Annotated in this window: 19 protein-coding genes and 2 other annotated features; of the genes, 11 read left to right on the top strand and 8 right to left on the bottom strand. The window is 37.4% G+C overall.

Annotated elements, in window-relative coordinates; genetic code table 11:
• Positions 1-12: 12 nt before the first annotated feature.
• Complete coding sequence (locus ACSKT4_RS18905) at positions 13-1,089, bottom strand: bifunctional 3-deoxy-7-phosphoheptulonate synthase/chorismate mutase (protein ID WP_465823754.1); 1,077 nt, start codon at positions 1,087-1,089, stop codon at positions 13-15.
• A gap of 74 nt (positions 1,090-1,163) precedes the next feature.
• Positions 1,164-1,380, bottom strand: a binding site (T-box leader).
• A gap of 67 nt (positions 1,381-1,447) precedes the next feature.
• Positions 1,448-1,662, bottom strand: a binding site (T-box leader).
• 422 nt (positions 1,663-2,084) lie between these two features.
• Between ACSKT4_RS18905 and ACSKT4_RS18900 the strand changes: the two genes are divergently transcribed.
• Positions 2,085-2,603, top strand: a complete 519-nt coding sequence (locus ACSKT4_RS18900; protein WP_465823753.1) for an HD domain-containing protein — start codon at positions 2,085-2,087, stop codon at positions 2,601-2,603.
• A gap of 115 nt (positions 2,604-2,718) precedes the next feature.
• Here ACSKT4_RS18900 and ACSKT4_RS18895 read toward each other — a convergent pair whose 3' ends face one another.
• Positions 2,719-2,937, bottom strand: coding sequence for a hypothetical protein (locus tag ACSKT4_RS18895; RefSeq protein WP_465823752.1), 219 nt, complete (start codon positions 2,935-2,937; stop codon positions 2,719-2,721).
• Positions 2,938-3,123: 186 nt separating this feature from the next.
• On the opposite strand from ACSKT4_RS18895, the gene ACSKT4_RS18890 reads away from it, so the two are divergent.
• The 4 genes from ACSKT4_RS18890 (at position 3,124) to ACSKT4_RS18875 (ending at position 10,929) form a co-directional block, all read left to right on the top strand.
• Positions 3,124-7,374, top strand: coding sequence for a 5'-nucleotidase C-terminal domain-containing protein (locus tag ACSKT4_RS18890; RefSeq protein WP_465823751.1), 4,251 nt, complete (start codon positions 3,124-3,126; stop codon positions 7,372-7,374).
• Positions 7,375-7,686: 312 nt separating this feature from the next.
• Entirely contained in the window at positions 7,687-8,697 is a 1,011-nt protein-coding gene (locus ACSKT4_RS18885; protein WP_186870674.1) for a DUF1646 family protein, read from the top strand.
• Positions 8,698-9,038: 341 nt separating this feature from the next.
• Positions 9,039-9,641 carry a hypothetical protein gene (locus ACSKT4_RS18880; protein WP_186870676.1) on the top strand — a complete coding sequence of 201 codons (603 nt, stop codon included), beginning with the start codon at positions 9,039-9,041 and terminating at the stop codon, positions 9,639-9,641.
• 475 nt (positions 9,642-10,116) lie between these two features.
• A complete protein-coding gene (locus tag ACSKT4_RS18875) occupies positions 10,117-10,929 on the top strand; it encodes a nuclease-related domain-containing protein (protein WP_222619065.1) in 813 nt (270 codons plus the stop codon).
• A 72-nt stretch (positions 10,930-11,001) separates the two neighbouring features.
• Here ACSKT4_RS18875 and ACSKT4_RS18870 read toward each other — a convergent pair whose 3' ends face one another.
• Entirely contained in the window at positions 11,002-11,874 is an 873-nt protein-coding gene (locus tag ACSKT4_RS18870; protein WP_465823750.1) for a TetR/AcrR family transcriptional regulator, read from the bottom strand.
• 156 nt (positions 11,875-12,030) lie between these two features.
• Between ACSKT4_RS18870 and ACSKT4_RS18865 the strand changes: the two genes are divergently transcribed.
• The 4 genes from ACSKT4_RS18865 (at position 12,031) to ACSKT4_RS18850 (ending at position 16,407) form a co-directional block, all read left to right on the top strand.
• The gene (locus ACSKT4_RS18865; protein ID WP_211742528.1) at positions 12,031-13,542 is read left to right on the top strand and encodes an MDR family MFS transporter; all 1,512 of its coding nucleotides are present in this window, start codon (positions 12,031-12,033) and stop codon (positions 13,540-13,542) included.
• 487 nt (positions 13,543-14,029) lie between these two features.
• Complete coding sequence (locus ACSKT4_RS18860; RefSeq protein WP_186870678.1) at positions 14,030-14,293, top strand: DUF1292 domain-containing protein; 264 nt, start codon at positions 14,030-14,032, stop codon at positions 14,291-14,293.
• A gap of 270 nt (positions 14,294-14,563) precedes the next feature.
• The gene (locus ACSKT4_RS18855; protein WP_465823749.1) at positions 14,564-15,007 is read left to right on the top strand and encodes a MarR family winged helix-turn-helix transcriptional regulator; all 444 of its coding nucleotides are present in this window, start codon (positions 14,564-14,566) and stop codon (positions 15,005-15,007) included.
• Between the two features lie 8 nt (positions 15,008-15,015).
• The gene (locus ACSKT4_RS18850) at positions 15,016-16,407 is read left to right on the top strand and encodes an MATE family efflux transporter (RefSeq protein ID WP_222619069.1); all 1,392 of its coding nucleotides are present in this window, start codon (positions 15,016-15,018) and stop codon (positions 16,405-16,407) included.
• A gap of 614 nt (positions 16,408-17,021) precedes the next feature.
• On the opposite strand, the gene ACSKT4_RS18845 is transcribed toward ACSKT4_RS18850, so the two are convergent.
• The 3 genes from ACSKT4_RS18845 to ACSKT4_RS18835 all read right to left on the bottom strand — a co-directional run bounded on the left by ACSKT4_RS18845 (position 17,022) and on the right by ACSKT4_RS18835 (position 20,393).
• The gene (locus ACSKT4_RS18845) at positions 17,022-17,387 is read right to left on the bottom strand and encodes a DUF779 domain-containing protein (RefSeq protein ID WP_186870681.1); all 366 of its coding nucleotides are present in this window, start codon (positions 17,385-17,387) and stop codon (positions 17,022-17,024) included.
• A gap of 75 nt (positions 17,388-17,462) precedes the next feature.
• Positions 17,463-18,983 carry an aldehyde dehydrogenase gene (adh, locus tag ACSKT4_RS18840; protein WP_186870682.1) on the bottom strand — a complete coding sequence of 507 codons (1,521 nt, stop codon included), beginning with the start codon at positions 18,981-18,983 and terminating at the stop codon, positions 17,463-17,465.
• A 327-nt stretch (positions 18,984-19,310) separates the two neighbouring features.
• Positions 19,311-20,393, bottom strand: coding sequence for a C40 family peptidase (locus ACSKT4_RS18835; RefSeq protein ID WP_186870683.1), 1,083 nt, complete (start codon positions 20,391-20,393; stop codon positions 19,311-19,313).
• Positions 20,394-20,812: 419 nt separating this feature from the next.
• Here ACSKT4_RS18835 and ACSKT4_RS18830 point away from each other — a divergent pair, with 419 nt between their 5' ends.
• Entirely contained in the window at positions 20,813-21,559 is a 747-nt protein-coding gene (locus tag ACSKT4_RS18830; protein ID WP_246521680.1) for a DUF4230 domain-containing protein, read from the top strand.
• Positions 21,560-21,779: 220 nt separating this feature from the next.
• Here ACSKT4_RS18830 and ACSKT4_RS18825 read toward each other — a convergent pair whose 3' ends face one another.
• Complete coding sequence (locus tag ACSKT4_RS18825; protein WP_186870684.1) at positions 21,780-22,241, bottom strand: SRPBCC family protein; 462 nt, start codon at positions 22,239-22,241, stop codon at positions 21,780-21,782.
• A gap of 309 nt (positions 22,242-22,550) precedes the next feature.
• On the opposite strand from ACSKT4_RS18825, the gene ACSKT4_RS18820 reads away from it, so the two are divergent.
• The gene (locus ACSKT4_RS18820) at positions 22,551-22,997 is read left to right on the top strand and encodes a hypothetical protein (RefSeq protein WP_186870685.1); all 447 of its coding nucleotides are present in this window, start codon (positions 22,551-22,553) and stop codon (positions 22,995-22,997) included.
• 50 nt (positions 22,998-23,047) lie between these two features.
• Here ACSKT4_RS18820 and ACSKT4_RS18815 read toward each other — a convergent pair whose 3' ends face one another.
• Positions 23,048-23,239, bottom strand: a complete 192-nt coding sequence (locus tag ACSKT4_RS18815) for a hypothetical protein (protein WP_211742533.1) — start codon at positions 23,237-23,239, stop codon at positions 23,048-23,050.
• Positions 23,240-23,341 lie beyond the last annotated feature (102 nt).

Here is a 23,341-nt window from a genome sequence, read left to right as displayed (position 1 = left end):
TCATGTTCCTCCTTAGGATAGTTTTTCTTTGAATGCTTTTAGTCCGTCCATGAACTCATGGAATTCAGGAATATTCATTTGCTGCTGCGCATCCGATAGGGCGACAGTAGGGTCCGGATGAACTTCTGCCATGATCGCATCGGCTCCAATAGCTAGAGCTGCTTTTGCAGTTGGGAATAGTAAATCCTTTCTACCAGTTGAATGGGTAACATCGACAACAACCGGTAAATGTGTTTCCTTTTTCAAAATAGGTACAGCAGAAATATCTAACGTATTGCGCGTTGCTTTCTCATAAGTGCGAATTCCGCGCTCACATAGAATGACTTGATCATTTCCTTGGGCGAGAATGTATTCTGCTGCATTGATGAATTCCTCTATGGTTGCGGCTAGTCCTCGTTTAAGCAGAACCGGCTTGTTGAATCTTCCGACTGTTTTTAATAGCTCAAAGTTCTGCATGTTACGAGCACCAATTTGAATCACATCCGTGTATTGTAAAGCAACTTCTACATCATGTGGGGTTAGGATTTCACTAATAATAGACATTCCCACTTCATCCGCTACTTGACGTAAAATCTGTAACCCTTCCATACCAAGTCCTTGAAAATCGTATGGCGAGGTACGTGGTTTAAATGCGCCACCTCGCATCAGTGTAAGACCTTGAGCTTTCATCGCTAATGCGACAGCTTTGACTTGCTCATAGCTTTCTACCGCACACGGTCCCATGATGAAATGCTGTTCTCCACTGCCAAGCTTGGTACCATTTATCTCGACAATGGTGTCGTTAGGATGTGCCTTTCTTGATACTAATAATGCTTTGTTCTGTTCGTCCTCTTGAAGCTCTAAGCTAGCTTTGAATATTTCCTTGAAGATATGTTTTATGGTGGATGCTTCAAAAGGTCCTTCATGGTGTTCCATAATTAAATCTAGTGCTTGCCTTTCACGAACCGGATCGAATCGTACGACTCCTTGCTTTTCTTTGTATTCGCCAATTTGTTGCACGATACGCCCACGTTGATTTAATAAAGCGAGTATTTTTACGTTCACCTCATCGATTTGATTACGTAGCTCACTTAATTCATTGACCATCATTTTTCTATTCCTCCTGTGTGTAAATAGTATTGTTCATGCAAAAAAATCGTCCCTGTCGTTCATGTATAATAAACGACAGGGACGATTCTCATCGCGGTACCACCCTAATTGCGAACTAGTTATAGCTCACCTCTTGATTATGTTTAACGATCAATGACCGTCTTTCTCGAATTCACTCGAGAAAGAAGCTCGGGGATTGTAATTCATGCTTATCTATGACTGATTTCCACCAACCATCAGCTCTCTGGACAGGGAGATAAGACACTACTGCGATCCTTTCTTTGCTTTTGTGTTATTTAATTTTGAAGTAGGGAAGACTTATTTATAGGAAAATAAAAAGTCCCTACTGAGGTTAATCAGTAGGGACGAATATATTCGCGGTACCACCCTAGTTGTGAAAAAAGATTTTCACCACTCTAATCGGTTAACGATCAATGACCGTCCTTCTCGAATTTACTCGAGAAAGAAGCTCCGGGATTGTAATTCATGCTTATCTATGACTGATTCACACCACCATCAGCTCTCTGGGACAGGGAGATAAAACACTACTAAGGGTCCTTTCGTAGCCTTTCTATTTATGAAAATGTTATTTGCTTCTTCAATGTTATAGTTTCACATTATATGTAACATGGAGAAGTCTGTCAACAAGTTTTTTTGATTTTGAATGAAGCGTTAGGTTTTACGGCTTACATGGGATTGTTAAAATTATGCGATCGAAAGCAACGAGATTAAAGGAAAACAGGCGATTGTTTATTTGGATGGAAACTATCGATTTATTAATTTTAATGTAGTTGTTCAAGTAGTCTGTAGACTTAGTGCAAAATGGTTTGGAAGAACGGAATGATTAATAGACTACTACAATCCAATTACTATAGTCTTAGCACCAAATGAAGTTCTAAATGGTAATAGTCAAAGGAGACTAATTAATAGTTGCTTAATACGCATAATAATGATAACATATCGATAATTTACCATAAAAAAGGAGGCGCTTTTTGATGAGGGCTGTCACATTATCCGATATTTACAATCATCCGATTACCCAAAAGTATGTTAGACGTTCCGGGATGGCACATGCGATATCTGTCGCTTATCATGCGTTTCATATCGGACAAGAATATGAGGTGAATCTAGATTGGGCAGCTAAGGCTGGATTCTTGCATGATATTGGTCATTATGAATGGTATCGTGACGGAGAATGGGACTACCAGCTTTATCAGGATTATGATATTCACCCGATTAAAGGTGCCGAACGTGCGCATAAGTTATTAGTACGTCTAGGTGAGGATAAACAAGTAGCGAAAGAGATTGCACATGCTATTTTATTTCATACGGATTCCGCTCTACCAAAAGGGCAATTTGAATTTACTCCTCTGCAAAAAGTGGTTCATTTAGCAGATGAAAAGGATAAACAGCCTGGCAATTTACATCATTATCGAAATATTGATCAAAAGAAAGAACATTCATTAATTCAAGAGCTTGATAAAAAAATAGACGAGTGGAACGACCCGGCTTGACTCCTCTATTTAATAGTTTTTTAGAATCTAATCCACAGGAAAACAATTCATTTCACAACAGGCATCCATCCTAAAGGCATATGTCCCATAGTTGATGGGACAGCAAACCTTTCCCTCATAGCTCCTCGTATCCCTGTTTCTTGCTTTCTACATAATATGTCCATCCTTCTGCAGCGGCTCCATTGACATCGGTAACATTTCCTTCTTGGTCTTTTATAACGGCTTCGTCTTTAACTACGGCATTGTATAATAGTGGATCAGCTTTTAATAATGCATGTTTTAATGTTGCTCCTTTAAATAAAGATATGGTTTTCTTATTAATGGTTACGTTCATCGGGCACCCTCCTAAACATGTACATTCTTCTTATAATTATACAACAATGTTTGGATTTGAATGAAAGTTTTACAAAAAATTAATGTCGGATTAATAAAAATTATGTAAAATGGTAGAAGATAATAGATTATTCTATTATGAATATAGCGCGAAAAAGGAGAGAAGTAGATGGGAAGCAGAAGAAAAATGCAAAGAACTTGGATGAGCTTTGTAGCTTTTGTCATGTTAGTTTATACCATGTTGGGACCGATTGCCTCCGTCTCAGCGGCAGAAACTTCAGAAGACAATTTAGTAGAATTGACAGTATTACATACAAATGACCTTCACGCGAAGATTAATGATTTTGGAAAAATTGCTGCGTACATAAAGGCAGAGAGAGAAGCGGCAGAAAACTCTCTATATTTAGATGCTGGGGATATATTTAGTGGGAACCCAGTAGTTGACCTCCAGTATGGTGTTCCAATTGTTGACCTATTAAATGATATAGGTGTTCAAGCGATGGCAATTGGTAACCATGATTTTGATTATGGACAAGCGGAAACAGTTAAGCGTATTAACGAATCTAACTTTCCATGGTTGAGCGCTAACACGGTCGTAAGTGCTGATACGGAAGTAGATTTTCCACAGCCAAATCCGTATCATATTTTTGATGTGAATGGATTAAAGGTTGGAGTGGTTTCGGTTACAGAGACACCTCCATCTACTGCTCCTGCTAATGTAGTAGGGATTAGTTTTGAAGATCCAATTGAAACGATGAAGCAATATGCGTACTTAAAAGACGAAACAGATGTACTAATAGCCTTAACACATATGGGCTATTCAGAGGATCAAAAGTTAGCACGGGAAGTAGACTTCTTCGATGTTATTATCGGGGGTCATTCCCATACAACGTTAAACCAACCAAATGTAGTTAATGGTACACCAATCGTACAAACAGGCGCGAATGGAGAGAATGTAGGTAATCTAACCATTACATTTAACCAAGCTACTAAGGAAGTAGAATCAGTAACTGGTAAATTACAAAAGGTTAGTAGTTTAACAGAAGTAGATAGTGAGATTCAGGCTAAAGTTGATCATTACAATGCTGAAATGGACGAGCTTTTGTCTGAAGAAATTGGTTATACTGAAACGGGATTGACCAGAAGTGGAAATCGTGATTCGTCATTAGGAAATTTTTGGACGGATGCGATGCGTTATATAACTGAAGCAGATGTTGCGCTAACCAATGGTGGTGGTATACGAGCGAACATTGCTGCGGGTCCAATTACAGTAAATGATATTTATACCATTGAGCCATTTGCTAATGAAATAATGAAATATAAAATGACAGGTGCAGCACTGAAGGAAGTTATCAAGTATTCCTATGAGCGCCGTAACTCTATTGATTTACAAACGTCTGGCCTACACTATAAGATTATCACCAATAATACCGGAAAATATATAGATTCGGAATTAGTAGTAAACGGTGAGCCATTAGAAGATAATAAAACTTATATTGTTGCAGTTGGAGATTATATCGGTACAGGTGGAAGTGGATATAATTTTGAAGGCGAAGTATTAGAAGCGTTATCTGGTACAATGACCGATGCTATGATTACTTATGCGAAGCATCTGACTGAAAACGGCGTGAAAATAAATTATACGAATAACCAACGTATTTCAATCGAAGTCTCTAATGATGCACCAATTGTAGGGAATGAGATTGGATCGACAAACAATGGTCTATCTTCTGATAATAAAGCATTAGGAGACGCAGGATTAGGAAACTTATATACCGATTCTGTTCGGGCTATTACAGATGCTGATTTTGCTTTCCTTAACGGTTCATCTGTATCAGGGAATATTCCAGCAGGTGTTATTACCGATGGACAAATAGAATACCTTGATAGCTTTGGGAATAAAATCGTTGTCGTAAAGACGAACCTAAATAAGCTAAAAGATGTCATTTTAACACAATCTAATTATCATAATAGTGTAGATCTACAAGTGTCTGGATTACACTATGAATTGATAAAAGAGAATAATGTTTTTACTGATGTTGTATTCTCAACACCAGAAGGTAATCCTTTAGATGAGGAAAAGGAATATGTTGTAGCCTACAATGATTATATGCATGGAAGCAGTTTTTATAATCTAGGGGATGAAACAGTCAGTGAGTATGAGGAAGTTTGGAAAGCGGTAGTGGCCTATGTGTCTAATCATAATGGTCCGATTGATTATGAGGAAGGTTCTCGTATTACGATTCAGGATAATACGGAAATCGTACCACCAGGGGAAAGAGATTATATTACAGTAGCTGAAGCAATTGCCAATAATACCGGAACAAACACGGTACAGGGTTATATTGTCGGAACCATGACAGGGAATTTCGATGGTAATTTCGCTAATACAAACTTAATGTTAGCTGATTCACCAAATGAACGTGATATGAATAAAATTCTTCCTGTTCAATTACCAAACAACTTTATTCGTACAGACTTAAATCTAGCAGATAATCCTGATAATTTAGGGAAATTGATTCATATTACTGGGTCGTTAGAAGCGTACTTTTCAAAACCTGGTCTAAAATCCCCTACTGCATATGAGTTTGTCGAGGAAGTAGAAGTTCCAGAAGAACCAACCCCAGAAGAGCCAAGTGAGCCGATGGATATTGCTGCAGCTCGTCAAGTAGAAAATGGCGAAAAAGTTACAATTGAAGGTACTGTAACAACAAAAACTGGTAACTGGGGCAGCAAAGGTTTCTATGTACAGGATGAAACAGCAGGGATTTATGTCTTCCAAAATAATATCGACCTTGAAGCAGGAGATGTTGTTCGTTTAACAGGTGAAAAGGGTGTTTATTCTGGAGAAATTCAAATTTCAGCAGTAACAAACATTGAAAAGCTAGGAAATAGTGCTGTACCGGCAGCTAAAAAGGTTACACCATCTGAAATCTCTAAAGAGAATGAAGCACAACTTGTACAGGTTGAAGGTGCTGTAATTTCTGAATTAGAGAAAGTAAATGATTACGGAACGTTTGAATTTATAGCTACAGTAGGTGGCGAGAGTGTACTAGTACGTGTTGATAACCGTACAGGTCTATTATTTGATGATTTTGCATTTGATAATGGAGATCAAGTAAATGTGACTGGTATCTCTAGTCAATTCAACGGTACTATTCAACTAAAACCACGTGGTGTAAATGACATTGTAGTATATGAGGAAGAGCCGGTAGTAGAACCACCAATTGAAGAAGAACCAGGAGAAGAGAACCCAGGGGAAGAAACTCCAATTGAAGAAGAACCAGGGGAAGAGACCCCAGGAGAAGAAACTCCAATTGAAGAAGAGCCAGGAGAAGAGACCCCAGGGGAAGAAACGCCAATTGAAGAAGAGCCAGGAGAAGAGACCCCAGGGGAAGAAACACCAATTGAAGAAGAGCCAGGGGAAGAGACCCCAGGAGAAGAAACGCCAATTGAAGAAGAGCCAGGGGAAGAGACCCCAGGAGAAGAAACGCCAATTGAAGAAGAACCAGGGGAAGAAACCCCAGGAGAAGAAACGCCAATTGAAGAAGAGCCAGGAGAAGAAACGCCAATTGAAGAAGAACCAGGGGAAGAAACCCCAGGAGAAGAAACGCCAATTGAAGAACAGCCAGGAGAAGAGGCACCAAAACAGGACCGTGTCGATGCTAAGATTATTATCTCAGATCAGACTGTAGCAATTGCAGATGAATCTATTGCATTGCTAGAAGAAAACGGGATTATTTCTGTTGACCTTTCGAAAGTTCAAGGGAATAAAGTACAATTAGATTTGACAAGTGAGCAATTAGCTAGCCTACTTGAAAAGAATGCAACAATTGAAGTAGTTAGAGGGAAAGAGGTAAGCTTGCAAATCCCAGCATCACTCTTTGCAGACCGTCATGAATTATCAATCGTGCTAGAAAAGCTTTCCATAGAGAACCCTATTAGTCCAGTATATGACTTTACCATTTTGGACGGGGAAACTATTATTTCCGAATTTACTGGAGAAGGTATCACATTACAATTTGCTGTTAATGTTGATGGTGTAACCGATATAAATGCACTGGGTGTATACTTCTTAAACGACCAAGGTGAATGGGAACTTATTGGTGGAGAATATCGAGATGGTTATGTTATAGCTACAACAAAGCATTTCAGTACTTTTACAGTATTAGAGGCTGACGATAATGGCAAAGAAGACCCGCAAACACCAGGTGATCAAAATGGAAATAACGATTCCGATAAAGACAAAGACAAAGATAAAGACAAGGATTCCGACAAAACACCTGGACCTGGTAATAACAAAGACAATAAGAATGAAGAAGGCAAAAAACTACCAAAAACAGCTAGTTCCATGTATAACTGGCTTATGGTAGGATTCCTATTCATACTACTAGGTGGTGCAGTTTGGTACATGCAACGTAAGAGAATGGTGGAATAATAGGATAACACAACAGAATTCCTGTATAATCCAGCTAGGAATCGATTGTCACTGCTTATAATTTATACGAATAATTTCGACCATTATCGGGTCCTACTAGCTAGCATTTTTAAACAGGCGATAACTTTCAAATGATTTAGAACAAAAGAGACAATCTAAACGAGAGTCTCTTTTGTTCTTGTTTTGTAGGAAACATTCCTGAAATGTAGAACCACTAATTATCAAGATTCAGATAAATGAATAATGAATAGGTAAAAGTAATATGTATAGGAAGTAGACAAGTTTATTACCACTGAAAAGGAGATTTTTAAATTGACGGTCGTTCTACTTCTTATCTTAGTACTCGTACTGCTCTTGCCATTCTTTATGAAATCGATTGAGCGTAATTTAGAAGTATTTTTATTGGTAATGGGGACCATAGCAGCGATTAGTAGTGGTGTGTTAGACATAGCACTGTTGATGAAGGCAATTCAAAATCCTATCAAAATAACAATGGTGGTTTTGGTTGCAAGCATATTATTTAAATGGTTGAGGCTGCCAATTCAGACAGGAGTATCTAGTGTAGTTCGAAAACTAGATATGAATGTTTTTCTAACCTTAATGATTGTCGTGCTGGGGATATTATCTAGCGTTATAACGGCCATCGTTGCTGCTATTGTATTAGTATTTATCATTAGTATGTTACGAATTGATCGGGATACACTGGTGCGTACGACGATATTAGCTTGTTTTTCCATTGCGTTTGGTTCTGTATTAACACCTGTTGGGGAGCCGTTAGCAACGATTACGACGAGTAAGTTAAATCAAGACTTTTTCTTCCTGTTTCATCTGATTGGTTTAGAAGCCATTGTTGGGGTATTAGGAATTGGGATTTTTTCGCTATTTTTCCTTCGACCGAAGCATACGGAGGGGAAGGAACAGCCGGGTCAGGTAGAACGTTATGGGGAAATTCTATCTCGAACTGTGAAAATCTATTTTTTTGTTATGGCATTAACTTTACTCGGTTCCAGTTATGGTGAGCTTGTTGAACGTTATTTGTTAGATTTAAATACGGGTGTATTGTACTGGGTTAATATGGTGTCAGCAGTACTAGATAATGCGACATTAGCTGCTGCGGAGATTAGTCCAGCTATGCAAATAGAAACAATCCGATTCATTTTGCTTAGCTTAATCATAAGTGGTGGGATGTTGATTCCGGGTAATATTCCTAATATCATAGCAGCGAATAAATTAGGTATTACTAGTAAGGAATGGGCACGATATGGCATTCCAATGGGGTTAATTATCATGATATTAGGGTTTGGATATCTTATTATTATGTGATGGAAAAGGTCATCGACAATATTCTTAGGGTGATGTCGATATTTCCCGGGAAATGAAAGAACTCTTTAAGGTTACATACCACCTAATTAGAAAGGATATTCATTCCACGTTTACTTAAGTCGAATGAATATCCTTTTCATCAAACCGTTCATCTATTATATTATTTCTTCTTATTCTCTCTTGCGGCCTTTTTTCTTGCCTTCTTGCTTTGGCTAAATTCTTTAGCTTTAGAAATTGCTTTTGGATAACTAATTGCAAAATTAACTATTTTTACCAACTAAGACATGACTAGAAAAATCAAATAAGTTATAATTAAAGTAAGAAAACAGGAGGTGGGATATATGAAGATCACTATAGGAATTCTATTTTTCACCGTAATTGCTTATCATCTATTTCACTTTATCCGTTTGCTAATCAAAATGAAAGAGAATGTTGTATTTCCTGTAAATGAAGCAGAATCTTCAGCTGTTAGAAAATTTCCAGACAAAAAGTTAGAGCCCCCGACATACAAATCGCAGAAGGTAGGCATTATATTTTATTCATTTCTGCTCGTGTTCATGATCGGATTTTTTACTATATTTGCATCAGTACAGGAATTTAATAATTGGCTTATCTTCTTATTTATTCTGTTGCCTTTTTCTTATTCCCATGATCTTTTTAATTTGTTTGCAGTATTAGAAGATGGTCTTCTAGTGGGAAGTCGTTTTATCCCTTGGAAAAGGGTGAAGTCCGTTCAATTTAAGCGGATTGATATCAACCACAGATATTACGGTCATGATAAAGAAGTGAATGACAAAGGGTATGAAATGATTATTAATAAAGGATTAAGCAGCAAAAATTGTATTGTTGCCTCAAGTGAGATGAAGGAGAAGTTAACAGAGGTGATACAAGAGCGGATGATGCAACAGGGTGAAAAAGTAGTTTGGAAAGAGTCTCTTGAATAATAAGGGGACGTGTATGCTTCTTGAATTAAACCTTACTTGTCTTAACCCCTCCTTATCTTCCTTTCAAGGTAGCTATCATTGGACAATCCAGGTATCACAGAAATTTTTATGATATCACCCCTCATAATCTGGAGTACTTTCGCTTCCTCTTTTTTTTGATAAATTACTATCCATGCTTCTTCGACAATTCGCTTTCCTTCCTTTTATTCCAGTAACTGCTCTGGCGAAATGGCAGATTCTATTATTTTTAGTAAGTGAATGGGATTTGGGGTGTAATTTGTTATCTAGAAATAGATATGTTTATAGACATTAGTACTGGGTTCTAATATATAAAGATAAATGAGAGACGGTACGAATGTTTCGTTTAAACATACAAACCGTCTTTTTCTTATTTGAAAATCTCTACTAGTTATAGAAAATTCCCATCTAAGATAGATACAATACGTATAGAAATAAGGACTGGAGGGAAATTGGTATGTTAGGATTTATTGGTTCTTTATTAGTAGTAATGATTATGACGTTCATCGTACTTATTATCAAGCGAATTATCATAGAGAACTCGAATAATCAAACAACTAGGCGACATCGAAACATACATGTCAATCAACCTTCTAAAAATTGGAGTAGCAAGGTTATTCCGCATCCAAATAGTAAGCCCATCGAACCATCTGTAAGACATCCAAGCTATAAGGAAGCAAGTGGAAATGGTTTTCTAAGTACATTCTTGAATAAAGGGAATTATGGGGAATACTTAACCTATAAGGAACTCACCCGATTGAAAGGGTATCATCGAGTGATGACTAATTTATATATACCGACAAAATCCGGAAAGAGCACGGAACTAGATCTAGTAATGATTTCTCAAAAAGGAATTTTTGTATTGGAATCAAAGAATTATAGTGGATGGATATTTGGAGATGAGAGAAATAAGAATTGGATGCAAATGCTCCCAGGAGGCAGGAAGTTCCCATTTTTTAACCCAATCTGGCAAAATAGTGGTCATATCCAGGCATTAAAAGCTGTAGTAGGTATAGAAGAAGACTCATACTACCATTCTTATATTATTTTTAGTGAGCGCTGTACATTGAAACAAATCCAAGTTACCTCGCCGAATGTGGTGGTAATAAAGAGAAATAGGCTTATTGCAACTATCAAACAGACAATCCAACAAACAGAGGATAAGTTGACTACGAAGGAAATCGATCAATTATATGAGAGATTGAGAGAATACACGCTAGTAGATGCTGAAACTAAACAAGCACATATTCGTCAAGTGAGCAAAAGATAAATAAATGGTCAGGTTTCTTATCCATCATAAGGAAAAAAACTGACCATTTATTATACGAAAAGTAATCGATGGCTATACCATTTTCAAATAATTCCACACCGCATTGGTAAATAATTGTATTTGGGAGGTATTATCTGCTCCTTTAAATAAATCTAGAAATGGTTTCAATAGCTTTTGTACAACTATCTTGCGGATACGCTCCCGTTCCAATTCACTAAGAATGACATCAAAAAGATCTTGCTGTTCTTCGTTAAAATCATATTGTTCCTTCAATTGGTACGCCATATCTAATAATTCCGACTTTGTGATGGCGTTTCGATGTACATTTGTTTTCAGTGTTTCAATTGCAAAATTATTTAAAAACGTACTTCCCGTCTGCTTCATATGACCTATTATAAGTTCGATAAAGGATAACAATGTTTCAATCAAGTCATGTAATACATAAGGGCTGTTTGTTACCTTGAGGGTAAATATCATATAATGCATCATTCCAAAATAAAGCACCGTTGCCTCTGATGCATACTCCCGAATATCTTCTCCTATTACCTCAACTAGTCTATTTGATAGCCATTCCATTTCGATAACGCGATGCAGCATGACGAGCTGTTTTAAATCCTCTTGGTTAGTTGAAAGGATATTTTCAAATAAGAGTTGGAGATTATTTTCCTTATTTAATTTCATTAAGATCGTAATTTGTTCAATTAACACGTCACGATCCGTAGGGTCCTTATCAATTTGCATGGCAACACGTTGCTGGCTAGCCTCATAACGGATATCCTCTAGTATCTCTGCTAAACAGTCATTCTTTGAAGAGAAGTAATTGTAAAATGTCCCCTTCGATATATTCGCTTTATCAATAATTTCCTGGATGGAAGTTTGTTGGAATCCTTTTTCGACAAATAGCCTTAAGGCGATACTAGCTACTTTACGTTTACGTTCGTTCATCATATTAATCGATCCTTTCCTTATGTGTAGTATACGTTTCTTAGGGCTGGAAAACAATACTTTTATACTAATAGTAAAAAAACCTTGCAAAAATTGAACTGCAGGTATAAAATAATCAAATGCAAACAAATTAGTATAGAAAAGAAGGGAACAATCATGAATACACAAATGAATAAACCGCCATATTTAATGATTAGTATATTATTTATTGGTGCTTTCGTTTCATTTCTAAATAATTCATTATTAAACGTAGCGCTTCCGTCGATTATGGTGGATTTAGAGATTAAAGATTATTCTACGGTACAATGGCTTGCTACGGGTTATATGCTTGTTAGTGGGATATTAATTCCAGCATCGGCATTTTTAATTACACGCTTTTCTAACCGTAGTTTATTTATTGCATCAATGGCTATTTTTACGTTAGGTACAGCAATTGCTGCTTTTGCTCCTAACTTTGGCCTATTGTTAACTGGTCGTATGATTCAAGCTGCAGGCTCTGCAGTGATGGGACCATTATTGATGAACATCATGTTAGTAAGTTTTCCACGTGAAAAACGTGGTACCGCAATGGGTATTTTCGGTATGGTAATGATTGCTGCACCTGCAATCGGTCCTACCCTATCCGGATATATTGTTGAGTATCACAATTGGCGTTTACTATTTGAAATGATCTTACCATTAGCGGTGATTAGTTTATTGCTAGCTATTTGGAAGTTCGGAAATGTCATGGAGCAAAATAAAAATGCGACACTAGATTATTTATCAGTCGTGTTATCTAGTCTTGGTTTTGGTGGGATTTTGTACGGAGTAAGTAGTGCTAGCTCAGATGGTTGGAGTGACCCGGTGGTAGTGACTACCTTAGTAGTTGGTGGTATCTCTTTAATCCTATTTATCGTTCGACAATTGAAAATGGATGAACCATTATTAGATTTGCGACCTTATAAATATCCAATGTTCACCCTAGCATCCATTATCGCCATCGTTAATGCGGTTGCAATGTTCTCCGGTATGATTTTAACACCTGCTTATATCCAGGATGTACGTGGTATTTCACCATTTGAATCTGGTTTAATGCTTTTACCGGGTGCGATTATTATGGGAATTATGTCACCAATTACGGGAAGATTATTTGATAAATTTGGACCACGTGCTTTGTCTGTAATAGGGTTAACAATTACTGCTGTTTCTACGTACATGCTTGCACATGTACAAATTGATTCAACTTACACATACATTGTAATGGTCTATTCATTACGTATGTTTGGTATGTCCATGGTAATGATGCCAATCATGACAAACGGATTGAATCAGCTACCAACACGATTGAATCCACATGGTACAGCTATCAACAATACAGCACAACAAGTATCTGGCTCAATCGGTACTGCTGTTATGGTTACAATCATGACTACGGTTGCTACATCAAAAGGTGAAAGCTTAATGAGTGGTGTGGATCCTTCTACCTTAACCGAAGCATCTGTTGCTTCGATGTCTCAACAAGCATTGCTAAATGGGATACAGTACTCATTCTATGTAGCACTTGGAATTAACATTGTCGTGCTAATCCTTGCTCTATTTATTAAACGAGTGGATACAAGCGATAAAGCAATTTATGAACTTGAGAAGCAAGAAAAAGGGCCTGAGAAACCGGAACCTGTCGTATCTTAATTTAATATAATCTCATAAGGAAGGTGTGGTGTCTGTGGATGCCATGCCTTTTTTATAGGTAAAAAGCGTTGTTTTTGATTCAAATAGTAGCTATGGTTTAGTTAAGTAGTCTATTGATTAAATAGGAAGGAAACCTTTTCCCAATAAAACAGTAGAACGTGGGAATTCATTAATAAAATAGAGGACACCTTCCAGAATGAATGACTGATTGGGTCAATTGATTAAGTAGGAAAGAAAGCTCCTTCAGAAATGAATGATTAAGGTAATTGATTAAATGGGAAGGAAACCCGATTGCAATTGAACAATAGAACATAGAATTAATTAATCCTAGAGAGTGCCTTCTTTAATTTGAACAATTAAGGTAGGAAACTTAGTTTTCAATGCTTAATTCACTCATGCTATCGCAGTTTTCACTTCTAACTGGTATAATTGACAAACACAATGGAAAATATAGCTACGAACTACCGAAAGAAAAGGAGGAATCATGATGGATCCAATAGAAGTAGGCGAAGTATTTACAATTAGCGATGAAGAACAGGAAGAGAGTGAAGTGGAAGTTATCGCGAAAGTAACATTACAAGGTACGGATTATGTTGCGGTTAGCTTTGTGGAGGATTTGAAAGAAGAAACAGAAGAGGATATTGATATCTTTTTCTTAAAGCTGGATGCTGATGGTGAATTGTCTGCTATAGAAACCGATGAGGAATTTGATCAAGTATCAGAAGCATTTGACGCGATTATAGATGAGTAAAAATTATCTACCTTTCGATGGGCATAATGGAAAATCAGTTATTTGTGTCCCGAAGCGTTAGACCAATATGAAACTTCGAATTGGCTGGAGTGATTTCGATGTATAATCGGATTCATTCCAGTCAACTTTTTTGATTGTAAGAAACAAAAGCATACTGTGTGTTCTTGTCCATAATTATTAGGTGGCTAACTAAATTGCACATTATGATTGAATCAATAAAAGAGTGATGGTAGTATAGTTAAGTATGATTTAATTAGGAGGCTAAGTATTTTGGAACGGCAAATAGAAGAGCATATTGGATATCAAATTAGGGTTGCTGCTCATTTATTTCATAATCAATTCAATGAGCAACTGGCTAAATATGATGTAACGGTAGCCCAATCAAGGGTGTTGTTCCTACTCGTTGAGAAGGGACCACAAATGCAAGGGGAATTGCAGCAGCAACTATATATTAAAGCCTCTACTATGAACGGAATTATTGAATCACTTTTAAATAAGCAATTAATTGAGAAGAAGGAATGTCCACAGGATAAGCGTTCGAGAATGATTACCCTAACTGAAAAGGGAAGAATGATTGATCAAAGCCTCTGGGATGATGTATCTGAAACAGAGGAAAGGATTTTAAAGGGGTTTAAGAAGGAAGAAATTGCCCTATTACGGATTTGGTTAGAACGGATAAAGGATAATATTATGGATATGAAAGAAGGGAAATAAGCGTGGAGATGAAAAAGCAGACAGAATTACTTGGTACACAAAAGATTACAACCTTATTGCGTAATTTATCGATTCCAGCAATGATCGGTATGTTTGTCATGACATTATATAATGTAGTCGATACTATTTTTATTTCTTATGGAGTTGGGATTGATGCAGTAGCTGGAACAACCGTTGCATTTCCTCTAATGATGATTGTAATGGCTATTTCTGCTGCACTTGGTGTGGGTGGAGCATCGGTGATCTCGCGCCGATTAGGAGAGCAAAGAGGAAACGAAGCGAATTTAGTATTTGGTAATATCATTTCGATGATTATCATCGTGAGTGTGGCTGGTTTACTTATTGCCTTCTTTTCATTGGAGCCACTACTTGTGCTCTTTGGGGCAACACCATCTACACTAGGTTATGCGATGGATTATATGTTCCCTATTATGTTTGGAACATTTTTCTTCTCATTCGGTTTTGCGACGAATAATATCGTTCGCTCTGAGGGAAATGCACGTTTTGCCATGATGACCATGATTGTACCTGCGGTTATCAATATTGCGTTGGATCCAATTTTTATTTTTGTTATGGATATGGGAGTACAAGGTGCGGCAATTGCTACGGTTATTTCGCAAGCTAGTGTGACATTGATGATTTTTAACTATTTTCGTAAAGGAAAAAGCTCCCTAAGTCTGTCTATGAAAGATTTAGCATTAAAGTGGGCTATCCTGAAGGAAGTAATGGCAATTGGTATGCCTGCATTTGTTCAACAGGCTGCAGGAAGTATTATGATGATTGCGATTAATAGTATGCTGATTCAATTTGGTAGCGAATTTTATGTTGGGATATATGGTTTAATTCAACGTATTTTAATGTTCACCATCATCCCCATTATGGGTGTTATGCAAGGAATGATGCCGATTGTTGGCTATAATTATGGTGCAAAGCACTATGAACGAATGAGGGAAACTATTTGGATTACCATGAAAATCGTTACAGCATGTGCTACCCTCATCATGTTATTGTTAGTCATCATCCCTTCACCATTTTTACGAATATTCACTGCGGATCCGGAAGTAATTAAAGAAGGCTCGAAAGCAATGCGTATTCTATTCATAGCCTTCTTTGTTGTTGGGGTGCAGGTTGTAGCGGGTGGTTTATACCAAGCATTAGGTAAACCAAAGCAAGCGCTAATTTTATCTTTATCTAGGCAAATCCTGATGTTAATCCCGTTAGTATTAATACTGCCACATTATTTTGGTGTGATTGGTGTGTGGCTGGCATTCCCAATTTCAGATGTATTATCCTTTATAATAACAGCAATCCTGCTTTATCGGGATAGGAATACGATGTTAGTAAAAGGAAAGAATGAGGATAATGATGAAGACGAATCAAAAGTTGCATTAGAAGTATAGGCTGATGTTGTAGTTAATGAGGAGTAATCACTTTCGGGTGGTTACTTCTTTTTGTTTTGAAGGGAAGGTGTGATAGAGAACGTATCTGTTACCAAAATGAGAAAGGAAAGCGAAAGAAGATAACAGAGGGAGGTTATCAGTTCCCTAAATGAGAAAGGAAAGCGGAAAAAGGTAACAGAGGGAGGTTATCAGTTCCCTAAATGAGAAAGGAAAGCGGAAAAAGGTAACAGAAGGAGGTTATCAGTTCCCTAAATGAGAAAGGAAAGCGGAAAAAGGTAACAGAAGGAGGTTCTCAGTTTCCTAAATGAGGAAGGAAAGCGGAAAAAGGGCACAGAAGGAGGTTATCAGTTCCCTAAATGAGGAAGGAAAGCGGAAAAAGGTAACAGAAGGAGTTTTTCAGTTCCCTAAATGAGGAAGGAAAGCAGAAAAAGGTAACAGAAGGAATGCCTCTGTACCCTAAATGAGAAAGGAAAGTGGAAAAAGGTAACAGAAGGAATGCCTCAGTTCCCTAAACGAGAAAGGAAAGCGAAAAAAGGGCACAGAGAGTGTGCCTCAGTTCCCAAGATGAGAAAGGAAAGCTGAAAAGAAGAGAGCCACTCCAGCTGTATAGTGGTTCACTGGGGGAATGGCTCTAATGCTTTTCGTTCTTGTTCGGTGAATACTCTTGATCTTGTGAGGAACCTCTTTCCTTCAGGTCCTTCAACAGAAAACATGCCGCCTCTACCCTCGACTACATCGATTATCAGTTGGGTATGCTTCCAATAGTTATACTGATCCCGTGAGATATAGAAGGGGGTATCTCCTATTTCGCCTAATAGAATGTCTGAATCGCCAACTCGGAATTCGTTTCTTGGGTAGCACATTGGTGAACTACCATCACAGCAGCCGCCGGATTGATGAAACAATAATTCTCCATAAATTGCTTTTAGCTTCACTAATAGCTGAAGACATTCTTCGGTTGCGATTACACGCTTAACCATTTCTCACACCCCTTTTGGGACAAGGGACATTCCTTGTCCCAGACTGCTTAATGCATTTTTTATAGGTTCAATCGATTAGAATAAACCTCCAGGACCGTCGCTGTAGCTAATTAATAGATTCTTTGTTTGTTGATAGTGGCCAAGCATCATGTGGTGATTTTCTCTACCAATCCCAGATTTCTTATAGCCACCAAAAGCAGCATGGGCTGGGTACTGGTGATAGCAGTTAGTCCATACTCTTCCTGCCTCAATTCCACGGCCAAAGCGGTAGGCAGTATTGATATTACGACTCCACACCCCTGCACCTAAACCGTATAAGGTATCATTAGCGATTTGCATTGCTTCTTCTTTTGTTTTAAAGGTTGTAACAGAGAGAACTGGTCCGAAAATTTCTTCTTGGAAAATACGCATGTTATTATGTCCTTTGAAGATAGTTGGTTGGACATAATATCCTTCTGATAATTCGCCTTCCAGCTTATTCACACTACCTCCGACAAGAACCTCTGCACCTTCTTGTTTCCCGATATCTAAGTAGGAAATGATTTTTTCTAGTTGCTCGGAGGAAGCTTGTGCTCCCATCATTGTGTCTGTATCAAGTGGGTGACCAATTTTAATTTGATTCACTCGCTTAATAGCACGTTCCATAAATGGCTCATAAATGGATTCATGGATTAATGCTCTAGAAGGACAAGTACATACCTCCCCTTGATTTAAGGCAAACATGACTAGCCCTTCTACTGCCTTGTCTAGGAAGGCATCATCTTGTGCCATAACATCTTCAAAGAAAATATTTGGTGACTTACCACCTAATTCTAATGTAACAGGAATGATATTTTCGGATGCATATTGCATGATTAAACGCCCAGTGGTGGTTTCGCCAGTGAAAGCAATTTTAGCGATACGACTGCTTGTAGCAAGCGGTTTACCTGCCTCTAGTCCAAAACCATTTACAATGTTCACAACTCCAGGTGGTAATAGATCATGTATTAATTCCATTAGCACATGAATGGATGCTGGAGTTTGCTCAGCGGGCTTTAAGACGACACAATTTCCTGCAGCTAGTGCTGGTGCTAGCTTCCAGGTTGCCATCAATATTGGAAAATTCCATGGGATGATTTGGCCCACTACCCCTAATGGCTCATGAAAGTGGTAGGCAACGGTATCTTGGTCAATTTGACTAATACTACCTTCCTGTGCACGAATAGCTCCTGCAAAATAGCGGAAATGATCAATAGCAAGTGGTAAGTCAGCGGCTAACGCTTCTCTTACTGCTTTACCATTATCCCAGGTTTCCGCAACGGCAAGCATTTCCAAGTTTTCTTCCATACGATCGGCGATTTTATTTAAGATATTGGCCCGTTCAGCTACTGATGTAGCTCCCCATGCATCTTTTGCTGCGTGTGCTGCATCAAGTGCTGCCTCAACGTCCTCTTTTGTAGAGCGAGCAATTTCACAAAATACTCCTCCTGTGACAGGGCTTACATTTTTAAAGTATTGACCATGAGCTGGGGGACGATATTCCCCACCAATAAAGTTGTCATATCGTTCTTTAAATTGAACTAATGCTCCTTCAGTATTTGGATTTGCATACTTCATTTTATCCATTCCTCCTTTATAGTTGATGAAAATCAAGATGCTACCTCTATTAAATTGCTATTCCAATATCTAGTAATTTATTCATGATTTTGGGATATTGAAGGCTTATTTATGGAATTTGCTCGAATGGAATGGAACAACCGTTCAACACTGGTAGAATGGTGGATTGAAGCAACGGAAAATATAGAAGAAGAGATGGTGAGCTATATTCCGGATATGGTTAAGTAAAACCTATTAATAGGTGGGTACGGATAAAGCTAGTTACAATAAAAAAATCCAGCCTAAAACTAGACTGGATTTTATACATGTTAAGAATAAATATGAAACTTAATAAAAACGTTTAAATCCTTCAAAGTGTTTTTTCCAATAAGAGCTGTTTAGGCTTGTTATCTCCACACCATTAGATCCTGCATGGATGAATTCATTGTTACCTAAATAAATTCCGACATGGGAAATGCCAGCTTTATAGGTTCCTTCAAAGAATACTAAGTCCCCAACTTGCGGTGTATTCACATAATAGGAACGCATGTGATAACCTTCACTGGAGTATCGTCCTATGTTTAAGCCTGCTGCTTTATAGGCGTAGTAAATGAAACCACTACAGTCAAATCCACTAGGAGTAGACCCACCCCATACGTAGCTGACACCTAATTGACTTTTAGCAGTTTTAATCAATTTGTCGACATTATAGTCAGTCGCTTTAGTTGGTGTATCGGATTCTGGTGTTTCTACTTTAGCTCCATCACCAATATTTAGCTTTTGGCCTACATAGATAAGGTCAGATTTCAAGTTGTTCCACTTTTTAAGGTTTGCAACGGTTACTTTGTACTCTGATGCAATTCGTGAAAGTGTATCTCCTGATTTAACCGTATAGACTGTGGTGGAGTTAACTTGTGTTTCTTTTGGCTGCTCTGTTTTTGTTCCTGTGGAATTAGTTGAATTATTCGATGTTCCCGTTGTAGATGGTTTACTTACAACGAACACATTTCCTGGATAAATAAGGGTTGAATTCAAGTTATTCCACTTCATTAAATCATTAAGTGAGATCTTGTGTTTGGAAGCAATACCGCTAAGTGTATCGCCGGCTTTTACTGTATATGTAGTGGCAGCAGTTGATGTATTAGGTGTGGTCGTTTGATTTTTCGTAGGCTCTGTTTTATTACTTGGTTTTGACTCAGTAGAATTGGCCTGGGTCTTTAGAACCTGATTAGGGAAAATAATATCGCTAGTTAAATTGTTTAATGTTTTTAATTGTGTCACCGTCGTGTTATGTTTCTGAGCGATTTTCCATAATGAATCTCCACTTTGGACTTTGTACGTGCTAGATGCTTCGGCTTCTTCCATTCCGAATAATAATGAAGCAATGAATGCCGTTGAAGTGACTGACATTATTATTTTCTTGTTAGCCAAGTAAATGTACCTCCTCACAAAACTATTATTTGTAAAATAGTATACTATAAATTTGTCAAGTTTAGTAGATTAATGTGTAATATAGGTATCATTAACTACGAATAATTTACTATAAAATGAAATTATTATGACGAAATTCTATGAAAAAAGGGTTTGAATCGCTTAGATAGAGGGGAATTTTCTACTTTTTACGACAAATTATGCAGACAAGTTGACAATGTTATACTATAATAGAATTGTTACAAGTTTATTACAAAGAGTGAATATAAAAAGTAATTCTTTGAATCTATTTCTTTCTTTTTATAGAAATGACGTATTTGACTTACGGTATACCGTAGTCTTTTTTCTTTGCTTGAATTGGATAGTAGATGCTTTTTGCTGATTAGTTGAAAATGAATAGGATGGAGGAAGGAAGCTCATTGAAGAAGAAAAATGATGAAGTCCTAAAGCAGCTTGAGAATATGCTAGATGAGCTTAAAAAAGGTGAAGACGAAAGTACTGCAACTGCAGTGGTCGGAAGAAGAAAAGGACGCACTATGTTCGGAGCATTTTCAAAGCTGTTCTTTCGATTTTGGGGTATTAGAATTCTAATTATTGTCATCATACTTGCGATATTTATATTCGGGGGTATGCGTTTCTTCTCTGGAAGTACGCTCAAGAAAGAAACGACTACTTATGTGGAGCAGGTGCAGGATTTGGCTACACTTGCAACGGCCCAGGCTCATTTGAAGGTAGTAATTGAACAAGTGGATAATAAGTTGTTTGGAAATGAAATCTCGATTAATTTCCCAGGGACAAAGCGTGAACTAATATTAATTGTTCCCGCAACAGTTACCGCTGGGGTTGATCTTAAAACTTTAGATTCAGATGCGATTAAAGTGGATGAGAAGAATAAAGAAATTAAAATAGCCCTACCTAAAGCAACACTATTACAGGATCCAGCTATCCAAATGGATGGCGTAAGAGCCTTTTCTGATGAAGGGTTATTCCGTGGTAATGTCAGATGGGATGAAGGGTTTGACCTAGCAGCGGAGGCGCAAAAGGAAGCGGAAGAAGAGGCAATTGAAGTAGGGTTATTTGATTCCGCTGAGGAGAATGCTAGAAAGTTACTAGAGGAGTTCTTTGGTGAATTAGGTTATCGTGCAAGTGTAAGTTTCAATGAATAAACTATAAGGGAGACGGCTCTTTTGTTTCAAGAAACATGACAAAAGAGCCGTTTTTCTATTGTTAAAATGCCGTCCTATTGGACTAGTATCGAACTGAAACAGACTATTCTCCCTTTATGAAAATTAGGTGGCAACCTTTAAAACTAATTTTCAATTAGAAAGTACGACCTTTATCTCGGCGGAAACATGTAGTAAAAGCATCTATTATATCAGCATTGTATCATTCATCTAACATTCTATTTTCCAAGAAATTTTTTAATTTATCAATTTGGTCCTTGTAAACAAATTTACCTAATCCACCGAACAGCTTGGTGATGACTCGGTAGTATAAATTGCTCGGGATGATACTAGATTCCAATACGATCCTTGTTCCGTCAGGTTCCCTATAAAGGAAGTATCTAGTAAAACTCTTTCCTTCTTTAGAGGTAGATTCCATTTCAATTCTATGTGGTGGATCATATTCTGTGATGATAACATCTACTTCAATGGTCTTCTTCTCGAAACGTTGTACACTTCTAAATTTGGTTCCAACCGCATTGACTTTCACATCATTTTCATAAATGTTTTCAATAAAATATTCATTCCATAGCTTGATCTTCTCGTCGTCATCCACATATTCAAACACAACTTCTAGTGGTGCATAAATGAACTCTTCTAATCGAAATAATAATTTTTCTTTCATTTTATTCCCTATCCTTATATGTAATGTAGAAGGTATCTCCATAGATTAGTATACGTTGAGAAGCTATGGCTTGTCGATAACAATTTGCAATGGTGGGGCGATTTATCTGCTTAAGTAGCTTTAAGGAGTATAGCCTCTCTAACTAATATTTGCGCTTAGTTCGTTTCAGTAGGTTGAATTTAACAGGAAAATTAGGAAATATTCCCATTTTGCAATGCTTATGTTGTACAATAAATTAAATACTGTTCGGAAAAGGATATAGGGAAAAGCATTTCTGTCTATTTACTTGTTTAAATTGGGGGTTTCATATTGGGGAAAGAGGAGAGGAAAAGTACTCGCATTAATCATGGTAAAATCTGTCCAAAAGAAATTGAGACGATAGTAGAGCAACTGGGGAAATTGCGTGAAATACAACGAGATGCATATATTAGTAAACTAATAGAGAGAAGTGATAGACAGAAGCTCGCATTTTCTTCACTCATATATTTACGTAAGCTGATAGTACATAATTCGAAATTTGACGATAAAACAAAGAACTATTATTTAAATATTATTGAGCAATTAACCCACCAACTACAGCATACATTATCTCCAATGGAAGTTCGTTTCATCTTTACGGAGATAGCGGACTTGAAAAATAGGTTAACATCAAGAAGCAGATATTTCATACGACGGTTTTGGTCATTCTTGAGTGAGATGAGAGACTCCGCAGTAAGTTTATTGCGTACCATATTTTCAGGGAAAAAATCAAAATAAAGTCCTTGGGTCCTACTGCCCAGCTGCATGTGGGGTCTTTTTTTGATGACTTAAACGTATACAGGATTTCTGCACATGTAATAGTTGAAATGGGACACGAAGAAATTACGTGCGGTGATAACGATGGATAGTATTATGGAAGATAGGGATACGTAAGCCACATTGCCAGTACTAATTACAGAGAAAAGAAATTTCGTATTTAATTTCTGGTAATCTTCTACCCCTTTTAGTAACTCCTCCAACTAAGTCCTCCCTCAATAAAGTTAATTTTTCTTCCAAATACTCGCGTATTCTCAATATTTTATAAACACTAGTTAGTTGACACACCTTATAGATAGTTAAAA

Source organism: Ornithinibacillus liuyingii (assembly GCF_055550225.1).
Note: the sequence above shows the minus strand (reverse complement) of the source record. Positions and strands in the feature narration are given on the sequence as shown.

Bases quoted from the DNA above. Each gene is read 5' to 3' on its own strand.
- ACSKT4_RS18905 (WP_465823754.1), bottom strand. From the start codon at position 1,089: ATGATGGTCAATGAATTAAGTGAGCTACGTAATCAAATCGATGAGGTG.
- ACSKT4_RS18900 (WP_465823753.1), top strand. From the start codon at position 2,085: ATGAGGGCTGTCACATTATCCGATATTTACAATCATCCGATTACCCAA.
- ACSKT4_RS18895 (WP_465823752.1), bottom strand. From the start codon at position 2,937: ATGAACGTAACCATTAATAAGAAAACCATATCTTTATTTAAAGGAGCA.
- ACSKT4_RS18890 (WP_465823751.1), top strand. From the start codon at position 3,124: ATGCAAAGAACTTGGATGAGCTTTGTAGCTTTTGTCATGTTAGTTTAT.
- ACSKT4_RS18880 (WP_186870676.1), top strand. From the start codon at position 9,039: ATGAAGATCACTATAGGAATTCTATTTTTCACCGTAATTGCTTATCAT.
- ACSKT4_RS18875 (WP_222619065.1), top strand. From the start codon at position 10,117: ATGTTAGGATTTATTGGTTCTTTATTAGTAGTAATGATTATGACGTTC.
- ACSKT4_RS18870 (WP_465823750.1), bottom strand. From the start codon at position 11,874: ATGAACGAACGTAAACGTAAAGTAGCTAGTATCGCCTTAAGGCTATTT.
- ACSKT4_RS18865 (WP_211742528.1), top strand. From the start codon at position 12,031: ATGAATACACAAATGAATAAACCGCCATATTTAATGATTAGTATATTA.
- ACSKT4_RS18860 (WP_186870678.1), top strand. From the start codon at position 14,030: ATGGATCCAATAGAAGTAGGCGAAGTATTTACAATTAGCGATGAAGAA.
- ACSKT4_RS18850 (WP_222619069.1), top strand. From the start codon at position 15,016: ATGAAAAAGCAGACAGAATTACTTGGTACACAAAAGATTACAACCTTA.
- ACSKT4_RS18845 (WP_186870681.1), bottom strand. From the start codon at position 17,387: ATGGTTAAGCGTGTAATCGCAACCGAAGAATGTCTTCAGCTATTAGTG.
- adh (WP_186870682.1), bottom strand. From the start codon at position 18,983: ATGAAGTATGCAAATCCAAATACTGAAGGAGCATTAGTTCAATTTAAA.
- ACSKT4_RS18825 (WP_186870684.1), bottom strand. From the start codon at position 22,241: ATGAAAGAAAAATTATTATTTCGATTAGAAGAGTTCATTTATGCACCA.